Source organism: Bradyrhizobium sp., assembly GCF_049519115.1.
GTDB lineage: Bacteria > Pseudomonadota > Alphaproteobacteria > Rhizobiales > Xanthobacteraceae > Bradyrhizobium.
Map to the genome: position 1 here is coordinate 1 of NZ_JBEKRB010000089.1, position 14,484 is coordinate 14,484.

At 56.6% G+C, this 14,484-nt stretch carries 11 protein-coding genes; 8 read left to right on the plus strand and 3 right to left on the minus strand.

Annotation, left to right across the window (positions count from 1 at the left end):
- The coding region (locus tag ABSE61_RS33495; protein WP_423875463.1) for a WD40/YVTN/BNR-like repeat-containing protein at window positions 1-1,011 on the minus strand (1,011 nt) is incomplete at its 3' end.
- Window positions 1,012-1,262: 251 nt separating this feature from the next.
- On the opposite strand from ABSE61_RS33495, the gene ABSE61_RS33500 reads away from it, so the two are divergent.
- Window positions 1,263-2,351 (plus strand): glycosyltransferase family 4 protein, encoded by a 1,089-nt coding sequence (locus tag ABSE61_RS33500; RefSeq protein WP_423875464.1) that lies wholly within the window; start codon window positions 1,263-1,265, stop codon window positions 2,349-2,351.
- A gap of 121 nt (window positions 2,352-2,472) precedes the next feature.
- Here ABSE61_RS33500 and ABSE61_RS33505 read toward each other — a convergent pair whose 3' ends face one another.
- Window positions 2,473-3,636: a glycosyltransferase family 4 protein gene (locus ABSE61_RS33505; RefSeq protein WP_423875465.1), complete on the minus strand. Its 1,164-nt coding sequence runs from the start codon at window positions 3,634-3,636 to the stop codon at window positions 2,473-2,475.
- A gap of 550 nt (window positions 3,637-4,186) precedes the next feature.
- Here ABSE61_RS33505 and ABSE61_RS33510 point away from each other — a divergent pair.
- The 5 genes from ABSE61_RS33510 to ABSE61_RS33530 all read left to right on the plus strand — a co-directional run bounded on the left by ABSE61_RS33510 (window position 4,187) and on the right by ABSE61_RS33530 (window position 11,675).
- A complete protein-coding gene (locus tag ABSE61_RS33510) occupies window positions 4,187-6,217 on the plus strand; it encodes a glycoside hydrolase family 9 protein (protein WP_423875466.1) in 2,031 nt (676 codons plus the stop codon).
- Between the two features lie 28 nt (window positions 6,218-6,245).
- Window positions 6,246-7,361 carry an acyltransferase family protein gene (locus tag ABSE61_RS33515; RefSeq protein ID WP_423875467.1) on the plus strand — a complete coding sequence of 372 codons (1,116 nt, stop codon included), beginning with the start codon at window positions 6,246-6,248 and terminating at the stop codon, window positions 7,359-7,361.
- 216 nt (window positions 7,362-7,577) lie between these two features.
- Entirely contained in the window at window positions 7,578-9,023 is a 1,446-nt protein-coding gene (locus tag ABSE61_RS33520) for an apiosidase-like domain-containing protein (RefSeq protein ID WP_423875468.1), read from the plus strand.
- 216 nt (window positions 9,024-9,239) lie between these two features.
- Window positions 9,240-10,316: an NAD-dependent epimerase/dehydratase family protein gene (locus ABSE61_RS33525; RefSeq protein WP_423875469.1), complete on the plus strand. Its 1,077-nt coding sequence runs from the start codon at window positions 9,240-9,242 to the stop codon at window positions 10,314-10,316.
- Between the two features lie 27 nt (window positions 10,317-10,343).
- Window positions 10,344-11,675 (plus strand): DUF4910 domain-containing protein, encoded by a 1,332-nt coding sequence (locus ABSE61_RS33530; RefSeq protein WP_423875470.1) that lies wholly within the window; start codon window positions 10,344-10,346, stop codon window positions 11,673-11,675.
- Between the two features lie 38 nt (window positions 11,676-11,713).
- Here the strand turns inward: ABSE61_RS33530 and rfbC are convergent, their stop codons facing one another.
- Entirely contained in the window at window positions 11,714-12,262 is a 549-nt protein-coding gene (rfbC, locus tag ABSE61_RS33535) for a dTDP-4-dehydrorhamnose 3,5-epimerase (protein WP_423875471.1), read from the minus strand.
- A gap of 455 nt (window positions 12,263-12,717) precedes the next feature.
- Here rfbC and ABSE61_RS33540 point away from each other — a divergent pair, with 455 nt between their 5' ends.
- Both ABSE61_RS33540 and ABSE61_RS33545 read left to right on the plus strand, forming a co-directional pair.
- Window positions 12,718-14,037: a methyltransferase domain-containing protein gene (locus tag ABSE61_RS33540; protein ID WP_423875472.1), complete on the plus strand. Its 1,320-nt coding sequence runs from the start codon at window positions 12,718-12,720 to the stop codon at window positions 14,035-14,037.
- A partial coding sequence (locus ABSE61_RS33545; protein ID WP_423875473.1) for a sugar phosphate nucleotidyltransferase occupies window positions 14,034-14,484 on the plus strand: 451 nt, incomplete at its 3' end. The genes ABSE61_RS33540 and ABSE61_RS33545, both read left to right, overlap by 4 nt.

Sequence of the window (14,484 nt, forward strand, 5' to 3'; positions counted from 1 at the left end):
GGATATGCCAGGTCGTGGCGCAGACTGAAGTGCTGGATCGAGTGTGCAGGCGCGACAGGCCCATGCGTACATCGCGTAGATGCGCTTGGGCGTGCCGAACACAACGGCTTGGTCGATGGCAATGCCGACGCGGGTCCAGGTCTTACCATAATCTGTACTTCTCAGGACGCCAGCGCCGAGGTCCGAATGGAACGCCGGCATGAAGATGATGCCGCTGTTGTCCGGTTGATAGATCTGCATCTGCCCGTGCGGATGCTCGTTGTTGTTGACCTGTGTCCAGGTGCGCCCCCGGTCGCTCGTTCGCCAGGTTCCCGTTTTTCCTCCTGCGGCTTCTGCTGTCCAGATCCAAGTGTCTCTCGTTGTCTCAGAGCGACCAGTATTGATCAAGAAGATGAAGCCCGTGCCGCTGCTATGTTTCATGCCACCGGCGGTGGCGACTTCGGACCAACTCAGGCCTCCGTCGAGGCTCTCCACAATCAAGCTGGACTGGTGGCCGGTCATGAGCAAATGATTTGGGTCATAGGGATCGACGACGGGCGGATAGAAATCCTGTCGATCTCCGCCGGGCAACACGCGATAGTTGGTCCAGCTCAAGCCTCCATCAGAGGATTTCCAGAAACCGACCCCGGTCCCGCGAATACCAGCCGAATAGAGAATTGGAGGCTGTCCATCCGGGCCTCGCGCAACGGCAAGCCCTCCCGCCCCACTTGCCCCGGCTCCGCCACGGCCGGTATTAACCGGGCCCGACCATGTGAGACCATAGTCGACCGACTTCCAGACACCCTGACAATGGAATTGCGTAAAAAGGGTCGAGGGTCGCGCGGGGTCAGCCACCATGGTGATCGACCCATAGTTCTCACAAGACAGCATATTCACCAAATCAGCCCCGGCGGGCGTGACGTTGGTCCACGTCCCGATCCGGGGGGGCGCAGGCTCGGTCGCCATCATAACGGACGGGAGGTTAGTCAGGACGCCCAAGGCAACAGCCAAACTCTCGGCAATCTTGGGCATCGTCAACTCCCCTCAACTGGACCCTAGCCTGAGAACGGCAAAACTCCAGTTGCGAGCCTGTTCGATAGACGATTTACTAACCGCAGCCGCAGTTCTGGACGCAGGTGTCGGATAGCTTTTTAAGGCAAGTATCACATTTTTGGTCGTTTGGCTGGGCAAAATCATAACAGTTTGGCTGTCGGCGATGAGTGCGACTCTGCATCGTCGCACCTGGCTGAACAGTTTGCTTGGCAACCGGTAGGGCTGATGGGATGAGTAAGCGTGTGATATTGACGGTGTCAGGCGTCATCTCTGCGGACATCCAAGAGCAGATCGCGAGCGGCCATCGCCCCCGGGCTGACTACTTGGAGCTTGCGCTAAGCTTCAATGCCGACCTTCTCGACTACCCCGCGGCGCGCAAGATCGCGGGGCGAACGGGCGCGGTGCTCGAGAAGCTCGGTGGTCCCAATCTCGTTCTCGCCTACGCCTGTTGGAAAGTCCGCAAGAGCTGTCAAGCGATCGTCACAGATGGCGAGCAAGTTGGATTGCCCTTGGCTGCTCTCCTCAAGTTTACACCCGGCACACGGCCGCGCCATTTGATGATCGTACATGTCATTTCGGAGCCGAAGAAAACCGTTTTCCTGGACTGGCTGGGTGTGCAAAGCGCCATCGACCGCTTCATCACCTACAGCCGCTGGCAACAACGGTTCATAGAGGATCGCTGTAAACTCGATCGCAATCGCGTACGGTGGACGCCCTTCATGGTAGATCAGGAATTCTTTGCACCCAAACAGGTCACGCCGAATTCCAGGGCGCGCCCGCAAATCTGTGCCGTTGGGCTGGAGCGCCGCGATTACGAAACACTGTTGCGAGCAGTGGAGGATCTCGACGTGGACGTGGTGATCGCTGCAGCGTCGCCCTGGGCCAAACGCACGGAGGGTGTTGCAACCCCAACCATTCCGAGCAACGTGACGGTGCGGAAGTTCACCCAGTACGAGTTGCGCCAGCTCTACGCCGACAGTTGCTTCATGGTCATGCCGCTGGAGAACGTCAAGTTTCAGGCCGGTGTCACCGCGATCCTGGAATGCTTTGCGATGGGGAAGGCGGTCATTTGTTCGCGTACTGACGGTCAAACCGACGTGGTGGTCGAAGACAAGAACGGACGGTATGTGCCGCCCGGAGATCCATCGAGCCTGCGCGCGGAAATACGACGGTTGCTGTCGAGCCCCACGGAGGCGATCAGACTTGGAGCCGATGGCCGCAACCTGGTTGAGCGCCAGATGAATCTCGATCTCTACGTTAAGAGGCTCACCGGTTTTCTGCACGAAGCGGTCGAAGAGGGGACGCCGTCAGAAGGCTAGGGCGACCATGCGCTCGTTGAGCTTGGAGCCAAGTTGCCAAGCTGAAGATTCCTGTGGTCAATGATACAAGCACGGATAGGTTTGTGACGAGCGCGGTATTTATTGGATTGAAGGTAACCATTTAATTTGACCGAAGCCTTTGTGGGGCTGTTCGGCGGCGTTCTATAAGCTCTTCGATAAGTTGTTCCAGCCGAGACGCCGAGGTATCCCAGCTATAAGCCTTCTCGACGAGGCGGCGCCCGCGCAGACCCAGTTCTGCCGCCTCGGCGGGGTGCGCGAGGAGACGCAGCACCGCGCCTGCGAACTCGCGCGGCGCATCGGCGAGTAATAGGTCACGGTCGTGCTGCACCTCGATGCCCTCAGCGCCTATGGACGTCGCTACCACGGGGCGCGCAAGCGCCATCGCCTCGACAATCTTCAGGCGTGTGCCGCCCCCGATCCGAAGCGGTGCGATAGCGATTGCTGCGCGTCCAACCTCAGCAACGATGTCCTTGACATAACCCTCGAACGTTACATTGGGAGGTCGCAGCGCGACGATATCCGGCGGCGGCAAGGGACCGACGACGCGCAATTGCGTCGACGGCCGTGCAGCTAAAACGAGCGGCCAGATTTCGGCGAACAGAAAGCGCAGGCCGTCGGCGTTTGGAAAATAGTTGTGCGCGCCAAAAAAGATAACAGTGTCTGGCTCCGGCGCTCCGGCTGGTGCAGTGAATTCATCGAGGTCAACGCCATTGGGCGACAGCACGCAGCGTGTCTGTGGAGCGTGCGCTTGTACGATGGCAAGATCACGCGGAGAAGTCACCGATACGCCATCGAAGGTACGCCACGTCGTTAGTTCCTCGCGGCGAACCTTGCGCCAGTTCGCCTCGAGGAAAGTGCGCCGCAACGGGTTCGAAGAGCTGGTCGCGCTGCGCCGCTGCAGATCGTATTCGACATTGTGTTCGTCGACCACGCACGGCACGCCGCGCGGAAGCCTCGTGAGGTTGACGGCCATTTGCGCAAACTCGACGATCACGGCGTCCCACGTCTCGCGTGTCAGTCGCTCGTGCAAACGCGACGCCATAGCCTCATTCCGGTGCGAGATCGCGTCCCAGCTACGCAGTTCGAAGAGCGAGCGCAGCTGTGCGGTCCGCTTGGCTCTTCCCTGCAGGCCAAAGGCGGGCTGCGCGAACAATTCCGTATCGGGATAGAAGCTACGAGTGCGCTGATGCCATTCGTCAATTGGGTCGACAGGGTTGTACAGCGCTAGCAGCGAGAGTGCATGCCGATTGCTCAGCGCGCGCATTAGCCCGTGGATGCGCCGCTGGCCGCCGAAAGTCGGCGGACTGGGAACGTAGGGCGTCACGAAAAGGATCTTCATGTGGTCAAAGCCTGCGCGCAAAGTTCGTACGGTTTGAGGTTTCTCCACATTACGTCACTTTAGCTTCAACTAATTTGTATCCACGGCGTGGCATATATGGCTACCTACATAACAGGTCGCCGCGGAGGTATGACAAGAGATTTCTTGACGGCGCATACTTTTGGGCGCCATCAACGATCCTCGTGCGCGGGATCGGAAGGTTGCCTTCGGGATCGTCGTTTTTTCGCTTGATCGTTCAGATATAGAAAAGAGGACCTCGGTCGAGCTGGATTGCGAGCTCGGTTTTGAACCTTGCGGCCAATGTTGCCGCTCTCTGCGCGCGCAGGCAATCTCGAGCATTATTTGCTCGTCACAAGTCATTGACGTTCGAATTTGACCGCCGATTCGAATTGGGTCAAAGTCAAACTTACGGATCAAGGGCAGGGGCCGCGTTTGCTGGCGAGATATTCTGCGGCAAAACAGCGAGGTCAAGGACGTGCGCTATAGTAGCTGGTGCCTGGCAGCGTTGTCGTTAATTTGTGTTTCCACGAGCCACGCTCAACGTAGTGGAACCGACGAGCAGAACCAGCCAGTTCGATCGGATCTTGCCGCTGCCAACTGGAGGAAGAATCTGACGGTCGGCCCCAACGGCCCAATTCCGGTGATTGTTGTCGATCAGTTCGGCTATCTGACGAAATCAAGGAAGGTTGCCGTTATCCGCGTTCCTCAGGTCGGTTATGACAGTTCTACCAAATTCGAGCCCAGCAAATCCTACGCATTGATCGAGCTTGCGACTGGCAAGATCGTTAAAGCGGCGTCGCCGACATTGTGGGGCGGCGGCATCACGGATCAGGCTTCCGGCGACAAGGCCTGGTGGTTCGAATTTTCCGAGATCGAGGCGCCGGGCCGGTACGCGGTCGTGGACCTCGAGAAGAATGTTCGATCGCCAGATTTCTCGATCGGCGAGCACGTCTACAAAGATGTTATGAAGCATGCTCTCCGCGCATTTTTTTATCAGCGCGCGGGATTCGAGAAGAAACCGGAATTTGCGGGCAATGCCTGGGCGGATAAGGCCAGCCACCTCGGCCCCGGTCAGGATGCCGAGTCGCGCCCATGGTCCGATCACGAGAGCTGGCTGTCAAACCCGCTCGCGAAATCGGAGATCAAGGATCTTCGTGGCGGGTGGTATGACGCCGGCGACTTCAACAAATACACGTCCTGGGCTGCACGCTACATCATCGTTCTGCTGCACGCTTATGAGGAGCACCCTCAGGCCTTCACCGACGACTACGGCATTCCGGAATCCGGTAACGGCATTCCCGATATTCTTGACGAAGTGAAGTGGGGTTTGGATTGGCTCGTTCGGATGCAGAATTCGGACGGCTCTCTCCTGTGTGTTCAAGGTCTGGACAGCGCAAGCCCGCCGTCCGACGCCAAAGGGAGGAGCTACTATGGTCCTCCAACCACGTCCGCGACCCTGATGGGGGCGGCAGCCTTTGCATACGCCTCGAAGTTCCTTGCGTCCCGTCCGGAGCCGGATCTCAAGCGATACGCAGACGATCTCAAACAACGCGCGACGGCGGCGTGGAGCTGGGCGACCGCAAACCCCAATGTTCTGTACTACAATAACGACGAATCAAAGCAGCCGGGCTCCAAGGGGCTCGCTTCCGGACAGCAGGAAATGAACCCGACTGAGCGGCTGCGGGCGCAATTCGAGGCCGCGACCTACCTGTTCGAGATGAGCGGCGAGGCGCAGTTCAAAGCGTTCGTTGACGCCAACTATGCCGCCGTCTTGCCGCCGTGGGGGGCGTCGATGTGGGAAGTCGATGCACTGGAGAGTCTACTCTACTACGCGCGGCTGCCCCGTGCCACGCCTGAGAAGACGAAATCTATCCGCGAGAATATCCTGATCAATCTGTCGCGGGCTGCCGAGGTGTTTCAAGGCTCGCTGCAACACGCGGATCCTTATCGCGCCCCGATGAAAGACTACACGTGGGGTAGCAACAAGGGAAAAACCATGCAGGCGAGGCTGTACCAGTTGGTGGCGGTATATAGTGCGGATCCAAAACTATCCGACGCCGGCCTCGCTGCGGCCTTGGAGTACGCGCACTATATCGATGGCGTGAACCCGCTCGGGCTCGTCTATCTGACGAACATGACGCCGGCCGGTGCCAGCCATTCGGCTAAGACAATGTTTCACAGCTGGTTCGCCTATGGCACGCGCTGGCAACAGGTGACCGAGCAGCTTCCTGGCCCGCCGCCGGGCTTCCTGGTGGGCGGCCCTAATCCGCAATTCTCAGTTGACGCGTGCTGCCGCGCACCTGAGGGATCGCCTGCATACCGCTGCTACGGTGCAAGGACTTTTGCATTGTGCCAGAAGAATTTGACGCCGCCATTCGTACAGCCGTCGGCCAAGTCGTATCTTCAGTTCAACGACCCATGGCCCGCGAATTCGTGGGCGATCTCGGAGCCTTCGCTGTATTACCAATCCTACTATGTCCGGTTGCTTGCCCCCTTTACCCGCTGATATAGCTTTCGAGTCTACTATTTTCAGCATGCCTCCTGATGACAAAATACGGCTGAGCGTGATCAAGGGATCCCCGTCTGACAAGGGCAACATACCGTCACTGGATGGATTGCGCGCCATCTCCATCTTGATTGTCCTGGTGTCGCACGCAGGCTATGGCAGCGTCGTCCCGGGAGGGCTCGGCGTTACGATCTTTTTCTTCCTCAGCGGCTACCTGATCACGACACTTCTTATGGATGAGCGCGAGCGATTGGGGCGGATCCATATCGGAAAGTTCTACCTTCGTCGCGTGCTTCGTTTATTTCCGCCACTGCTGGTTACCCTGGCTGTAGCATATTCGCTCGTGTGGCTGGGTCGATTGGACGGGGGTATTTCATGGGCGGGCGTTCTCGCGCAGCTCCTCTATTTCGCGAACTACTACGCCCTGTTCTTTGATCCGGGAAACTCGACGGCTGCAGGCACAGGCATTCTGTGGTCCCTCGCTGTCGAGGAGCACTTTTACATGATCTACCCCGCTATATTGACCGGCTTGCTGGCGCTTGGGCTTTCAAGGCAACGGATCGTCGTGGCTCTGGCAATTGTGTGCCTCGCCGTGCTGGCTTGGCGGATGTATCTCGCCAGCGTACCGAACTTTGTGACTGAGAGGACGTACTACAGCTCCGACACCCGCGTCGATTCCATTGTGTTCGGATGTCTTCTCGCGCTAGTTGCAAATCCGAGGTTTGCAAAACCCGGAACCTCAAATCCATTCTTGGAACCAGCGTCTGCAGCCCTTTTGGCAGCTGCTGCAATCGTCATGGCGATAACGATCGCCTGGCGTGACGTCTATTTTAGGGAGACGTTTCGGTACAGCATTCAAGGGCTCGCTCTCATGCCGACTTTCTACTTCGCGATAAAGTACGCCGCGTACTTTCCCTTTACGCTGCTGAACCATCCGTGGGTTGCGAGGATTGGCGTTTATTCCTACGCGATGTATCTTATTCATCAAATTGCTATTTTTGCTCTAGAGAAAAATGCCCCGTGGCTCGCCACAGCCAAGCCGTTGCTCGTTCTGATGGCGTTCGTAATCGCAGCGCTCTACGCGGCCATTTTGGACGTGTACGTCGATAGCTATTTCCGTGGTTTGCGCAGAAAGCTTCGCTAGGGTCTGCACTAACTTATAGCTCAGCAGGCCTGTTGAGTTGTCGCTACGTTGAGCACCGAGCCGTCCAGCGTCAATAGGTGCGAGGCGTTTTGGGAGGATACATCCTCGTCGAGGTGCTCCATGAGCAGAGCCTATGCGATGACGAAATCTCTCATGCCCGGTCGGCGAGCGATGCGATGGGGTGCGTTTCACGTTAATATCATCCGCGCCTTAGTTTTGGCGCTGGCCGGCTCCTTAATCTGGCTCGCGCATTCAGATCGGGTCCAAGCACAAGAGCCGTCCTCGGCGCTCATTGACAAGTCGGACCAAATCGCGTTTCCGATCAGGTCGAGCGCAAACAATCGTTATCTCGTGGACGCCGACGGTAAGCCGTTCTTGATGGTGGGGGACTCGCCCCAAAACTTGATCGTAAATCTCTCATTGGCCGACGCTGCCGAGTTCTTGGCAAATCGCCGGAACTATGGCGTGAACACGCTCTGGGTTAACCTATTCTGTATCACGACCAAGGGTACCTGTCCAAAGGACGGAACGACTTACGACGGCATCGCGCCTTTCCTTACGCCCGGGGATCTCGCGACACCCAACGCAGCCTATATTCAACGTGCCGACGACATGATCAAGCTTGCCGAGCAGAGCGGCATTGCGGTCTTGCTCGATCCGATCGAAACCGAGAGCTGGCTGCCGGTCTTGCGACAGAACGGGATCGAGAAGGCGTTCCACTACGGACAATTTCTTGGCAACCGCTTCATTAATCGGACAAACATCATATGGCTCCACGGCAATGACTTCCAATCGTGGCGCAATCCAACTGACACCGCGCTCGTGCAGGCCGTGGCGCGTGGCATTCGGAGTGTCGACGCGACCCACATCCATACGACCGAGCTCAACTATTGGACCAGCGGAACACTCGATGATCCGAGTTGGAGCGGGCTGGTCGATCTCGACGCGGCCTACAGCTATCTCCCGGCATTCGCCCAGGTATCGGCGGAATACCATCGCGCTGACCACAAGCCGGTGTTTCTGGTGGAAGGCGCATACGAGGGCGAGAACAATTTTCTCGTCGACGGCGGGTCTTTGCTGAATCTTCGGAAGCAGGAGTACTGGACCATGCTGAGCGGCGGGAGCGGCCAGCTGTACGGTAGCGCCTGGAGCTGGCCATTGGAAAAGGGCTGGCGGTCGCATCTCGATACGCCTGGAGCCCAGCAGCTCAAAGTTATGAAAAACTTCTTCGCGCTGCGGAAATGGTACGAACTTCGTCCTGACGAAGACCACAAGACGGTCACGGGCGGATACGATGCGATCGCCTGTCACGCTGGGCGAACGGCCGTGTGGGCCGCGCACTTCGCCGCTCTTTCGAGATTTGTATGGGCAGCCAGAAGGATAGGCTATATTGCTGCCAATGGGTGTGCGACGACAGCGCGAACGGATGATGGATCAATGGTCATTGCTTACATGCCGACGCTACGACCGCTGACTGTCGATATGGCTCGACTTGCTGCGCCCGTTATCGCCCGCTGGTTCGATCCGACGGATGGCAGCTTCACGGATGTCGGAAGCGCGCCGATTGCAAACACTGGGAGCTTTACCTTCCGCGCGCCGAACCAGAACCAGGCCGGCGACGAAGACTGGGTCCTGGTGTTGGAGACCGCTGGTGGCCGCTGATCAACCCGCCCATACATACGACGCTTGGACCAGCAGTCTGCCAGCGAACTAAGCTATCGAATTGGCTCCGGTAAACCCTGTGCCCCTTGCTAAATATTCATTAACGAATTAACTCGAATTTCGCTGGGCGTAAATTCTTCCCGAAGATCCGCTATAGAAGATCGGCTATGGTGAATTTTAATTCTTATTATCAAGCCAAACATTGAGGTGGTCAAAATGCGTGTTTTGCTGACCGGGCATCTGGGCTACATCGGCACGATCCTGGCGCCAATGCTGGTTAAAGCAGGTCACGATGTCGTCGGCCTAGATAGTGATCTCTACTCAACTTGTACGTATTCAGCCGGCGGAGTGTTGGGGCAGGTACCGACCATCCTGAAGGATTCGCGCGATGTCTCGGCTGATGATCTCGCGGGCTTTGATGGAATCATTCATCTGGCAGCTTTGTCCAACGACCCTCTCGGAAATCTAGAGCCGGGTCTGACCGACGACATCAACCACCGTGCAAGTGTCCGCTTAGCAGAGCTCGCCAAGAAGGTCGGGGTCCGTCGTTTCGTGTTTGCCTCCTCGTGCAGCAACTACGGCAAAGCTGGCGAAGACATGATCGACGAAACCGGCGCGCTCAACCCTGTGACAGCCTATGGCGAATCGAAGGTCATGTCGGAACGTGACATTTCAAAGCTCGCCGGAGATGGTTTTTGCCCAGTCTACCTGCGGCCAGCCACAGCCTATGGCGTGTCGCCGCGATTGCGTTTCGATATTGTGTTGAACAACCTTGTTGCTTGGGCTTTTACCACGGGGAAGATCCATTTGAAGTCGGACGGCACGCCGTGGCGCCCAATTGTACACATCGAAGACATCTCGCGCGCCTTCATCGCAGCCCTGGAGGCGCCCGCGGATGTCGTTTTCAACGAAGCGTTCAACGTCGGTCAGACCGCACACAACTATCAGATTCGGGATTTGGCAGAGATTGTTGCGGCCGTCGTTCCCGGCAGTGTAATCGAATTTGCGGACGATGCCGGACCCGATTCCCGTTCCTATCGCGTGAGTTTCGAAAAAATCTGTCGCAAGTTGCCGGCGTTTAAGCCGCAGTGGGACGCGCGAGCGGGCGCGGAGCAGCTCTACCGAACCTACCGCTCCGCCGGCCTGACGTTGCAGGAGTTCGAAGGCCCACGATATCAACGCATTGGCCATATCAAGAAACTCTTGGCCGATGGGGTCCTCGATCCGCAATTGCGCTACACTCGCCCTCAGCAGCCGCATGTAATTGCCCCGACTTTCGCTGTGGGCTCGTGATCGTAAGGTGTAGGTCCGGGCAAAGCCATGTATGCCGGGAAGTCCTTGAGCTGCCAACTCGCGGCCGAAGACATCGGCCAGGAGATTTTCGCGCTCGCGGCGAAGATTTACCCGATTTGCCGTAGCATCACCGGCAACGGTGTTCGCGATACGCTGCGCGAACTCGATGCTCACATTGGATTGGACATTCACGAGGTACCAACGGGAACCCCGGTGTTCGATTGGACTGTGCCTCGCGAATGGAACATTCGCGACGCCTACATCAAGGATTCACGAGGCCAAAAGATTGTCGATTTTGCCAGCTCGAATTTGCACGTTATGAGTTACAGCGTTCCCGTGCGGCGGCAGATCTCACTAGACGAGCTCAAGGGCCATCTCCACACATTACCCGATCAGCCTGATCTCATCCCCTATCGAACCTCCTACTATGCGGAGAACTGGGGATTCTGCATGGCCCATCGCCAGTTCGAAAACCTGCGAGATGAGACCTATGAGGTTCTGATCGATTCCAAGCTAACCGACGGACATCTGACCTATGGTGAATACTTGCATAGAGGCGAAACAGAAGACGAAATTTTGGTTTCCGCCCATATCTGCCACCCTTCTCTCGCCAACGACAATTGCTCGGGCGTGGCACTGCTGACCCATCTAGCCAAGCGCATCGCGGGCGCACAGACACGTTACAGCTATCGGTTCCTGTTCGCGCCCGGCACAATTGGAGCGATCACCTGGCTGGCGCGTAATGAGCAGAATGCCAACCGGATCAAGCACGGGCTCGTTGTTTCGATGGTGGGGGATGGCGGAGGCCCAACCTACAAAAAAAGCAGACGTGGTGATGCGGCAATTGATCGAGCGATGACACACTCTCTACGTCACTCCGGATTAATGCCGACGATTCTTGAATTTTCACCTTATGGCTACGACGAGCGCCAATACTGCTCCCCGGGTTTCAACCTGCCTGTTGGGCTTTTCCAACGCAGCAAATTCGGCGCGATTCCAGAATACCACACCTCAGCTGACAATCTCGACTTCATACGGCCCGATCATCTGTACCGATCCTATCAACTGATCGTCGAAACGATCGACCTTATTGAAAGCGACGTAGTCTACCGCAACACAATTCCAAAATGCGAGCCACAGCTTGGGAAGCGTGGTCTCTATGCCGCGATCGGCGGAGACAAACACGCCGCGGCTGCAAACATGGCAATGCTCTGGATACTCAACCTTTCCGACGGGAGCCATTCACTGCTTGACATAGCCGAACGCGCGGAGCTGCCATTTGCGACGGTGCGGAGCACTGCCGAGTTGCTCCGAAAGCATGGCTTGCTGGAGCCGTGCAGCGATTTACGCGATCCATGACACCGCTGACCAAACTGATCCTGGCCGGGTCCACGGAGTCAGCTGCGGGATGTGGAAGAGGCGGAGAAATCAGGCCATCGCAAGTCTTTTGCTGAGATTTCGCTAACAGGCAGCGGCCATTGGATGGCAAAACTCGGATCGTCGTGGCGAATGCCACGTGCCGCTTCCGCAACATACCGCTCCGAAATCAGATAGTTAACCTCGACGCCCTCGCTGAGGGTCTGAAAACCATGCGCGAATCCTCTTGGGATGTAGAGCTGGCGGTGATTGCTTTCAGAGAGTTCGAAACCCTCCCAGCAACGGAATGTGGGAGAGTCCGGCCGAATATCGACGATAATATCCCAGATGGCGCCTTTAACACAGCGAACGAGCTTCACCTCGCTGTGCGGAGGGCATTGATAGTGCATGCCGCGCAAGGTCCCCTTCCGCCCTGAGTAGGACGCGCTGTGCTGGGGAAAGTTCGTCTCGAGGCCACGAGCACCAAACTCGTCGACGCAAAAAGTGCGTACGAAAAAGCCACGCGTGTCGTGGATCGGTTCCAACTGTACGAGCCAGGTGTCACGGAACGTCGTATTATGAAATTGCATGGTGCGATGTCACCTCCTTTTACAAAGTCACTCAGCGTCTGTGCGCCGACCGGATAATAGCCCCAACTCTGGCTCCTGGGTCTTTATGATCAGTTGGGTCAGCAGTCCGAGCGCATCTAATATCACCGAGGCGAGCCCGTCAGATCGTCATTGCAGTTCGCATCTGCGAGAGCTCGGGAAACCGCAGCGGTGTCAAATTCGGTTGAGCGGAGTTACCAGCGGCATCTCCCACATAAGATGCAGCTTTAGAGCCAAAGGAATTGCCCTCGGGTGCGTGCAATTGCCGCTGTTCTTAACCCTTTCATTGATCAAGCCCAGTTTACCATGATAACCATTTAAATAATTTAAATCACCCAGTTGCGGATTTTAACTATACAAAACTCGGGAGAATCCGCCGATTGGTGGTAGAAGGCGACTAGCGGTCAAGCTCTCTGCCAGGGGGTCTTATTGGTGTGATGAATTTGCAAGTGACAAAAGAAAATCCGACGGGGCAAGCCGGCGAGAACAATTTATATTCCGCGTCGAATAGACAAGGCGTTTGCCGGTTGTGTCGTTCGCCACTCAAGACCAGCTTGGTGGACCTCGGCATGTCGCCGCTTTGCGAGAGCTTTGTTGCGGCGCAGCGGCTCGACCAGATGGAGCCCTATTACCCATTGCGCGCGCTCGTTTGCGGCGAGTGCTTTCTCGTGCAGCTGAGTGAATACGTCAAACCAGAGCATATCTTTACTGAGTACGCATATTTCTCCTCTTATTCGACATCATGGGTCGAGCACGCGCGACAGTATTGCGAAATGGCAAAAGCTCGATTCGGACTAGCTTCAAATAGCAAGGTGTTTGAGATCGCCAGCAACGACGGATACCTGCTTCAGCACTTTCTGCCACTCAACATTCCCGTCATCGGCATTGAGCCCGCGGCCAATGTGGCCGCGGTCGCGCGGCAAAAGGGTATTCCCACTCTGGTTGAATTCTTCGGCTTGGATCTTGCGCGACGACTTGCATCTGAGGGACAGCGTGCCGACCTTATCATCGGCAACAACGTGCTGGCACAGGTTCCGGATCTCAATGACTTCGTCGCCGGGATGGCCAATCTGATCGCTCCGAACGGCGTAATCACGCTAGAGTTTCCCCATCTTGAGCGACTAATCGAGGAAAACCAGTTCGATACGATTTATCATGAGCACTTTTCCTACTTCTCAGTCGTCACAATCGAACGCCTTGCCAACAAGCATGGCCTGAAGTTGTTCGACGTCGAGCAGCTGCCTACTCACGGCGGCTCGCTACGGGTCTATCTTTGTGGCGTCGATGCGGGGCATGCGACATCACCGAGAGTCAACGCCTTGCTGGCCCATGAACGCGAGATTGGATTCGAGGATATCGGAACGTATGCGCAGTTTGCTGCAAGCGTTCATCGCACGAAGCGACAGCTGCTATCTTTCTTGATCGAGTGCAAAGAGAAGGGCGCCAAACTGTGTGGCTATGGTGCTCCCGGCAAGGGCAATACGCTGCTGAACTATTGTGGGATCGGCACTGATTTCCTGGATTTCACCGTAGACCGCAATCCGTACAAGCAAGGCCTCTACACACCCGGAATGCATATTCCAATCCATCCGGTTTCTGCTATCGACGAGGCGCGGCCTGACTATTTGCTAATATTGCCGTGGAATTTGAAGAGCGAGATCATTGCGCAGATGCGCCATGTTAGCGAATGGGGTTGCAAGTTCATCGTTCCGATTCCCAGCGTCGAGGTGATCGATCCGCGAGAGCTCGTGTCATGAAGGTAGTTCTATTCTGTGGCGGGCTTGGTACTCGCATTCGAGAGTATTCCGAGAGCATCCCTAAGCCTATGGTGCCCATCGGTCACCAGCCTATCTTGTGGCATGTGATGCAATATTATAGTCAATACGGTCACCGGGATTTCATTCTTTGTCTTGGATACAAAGCGAACGTCATCAAGGATTATTTTCTGAATCTTAGGCCGACCTCAAGCATGGACTGCGTCGTTTCGGATTTCGGCAAGAACATCGAATTCCTGGGCGAGCGGCCGCCAGACTGGCGTGTAACGCTCGCGGATACTGGAACATGGCGCAATATCGGCCAGCGCCTCGCAGCGGTCAGGCACCTTGTCGGCGATGAAGAAATCTTTCTCGCAAACTACAGTGATGCCCTTACTGATGTTCCCCTGCCGGAGATGATCGCGCGGTTCAAACAGAGCGACAAGATTG

What these genes read in the sequence shown, in the direction of transcription:
- ABSE61_RS33505 (WP_423875465.1), bottom strand. Translation starts at nt 3,636, where the DNA reads ATGCGCGCGCTGAGCAATCGGCATGCACTCTCGCTGCTAGCGCTGTAC.
- ABSE61_RS33540 (WP_423875472.1), top strand. Translation starts at nt 12,718, where the DNA reads ATGAATTTGCAAGTGACAAAAGAAAATCCGACGGGGCAAGCCGGCGAG.
- rfbC (WP_423875471.1), bottom strand. Translation starts at nt 12,262, where the DNA reads ATGCAATTTCATAATACGACGTTCCGTGACACCTGGCTCGTACAGTTG.
- ABSE61_RS33525 (WP_423875469.1), top strand. Translation starts at nt 9,240, where the DNA reads ATGCGTGTTTTGCTGACCGGGCATCTGGGCTACATCGGCACGATCCTG.
- ABSE61_RS33500 (WP_423875464.1), top strand. Translation starts at nt 1,263, where the DNA reads ATGAGTAAGCGTGTGATATTGACGGTGTCAGGCGTCATCTCTGCGGAC.
- ABSE61_RS33515 (WP_423875467.1), top strand. Translation starts at nt 6,246, where the DNA reads ATGCCTCCTGATGACAAAATACGGCTGAGCGTGATCAAGGGATCCCCG.
- ABSE61_RS33530 (WP_423875470.1), top strand. Translation starts at nt 10,344, where the DNA reads ATGTATGCCGGGAAGTCCTTGAGCTGCCAACTCGCGGCCGAAGACATC.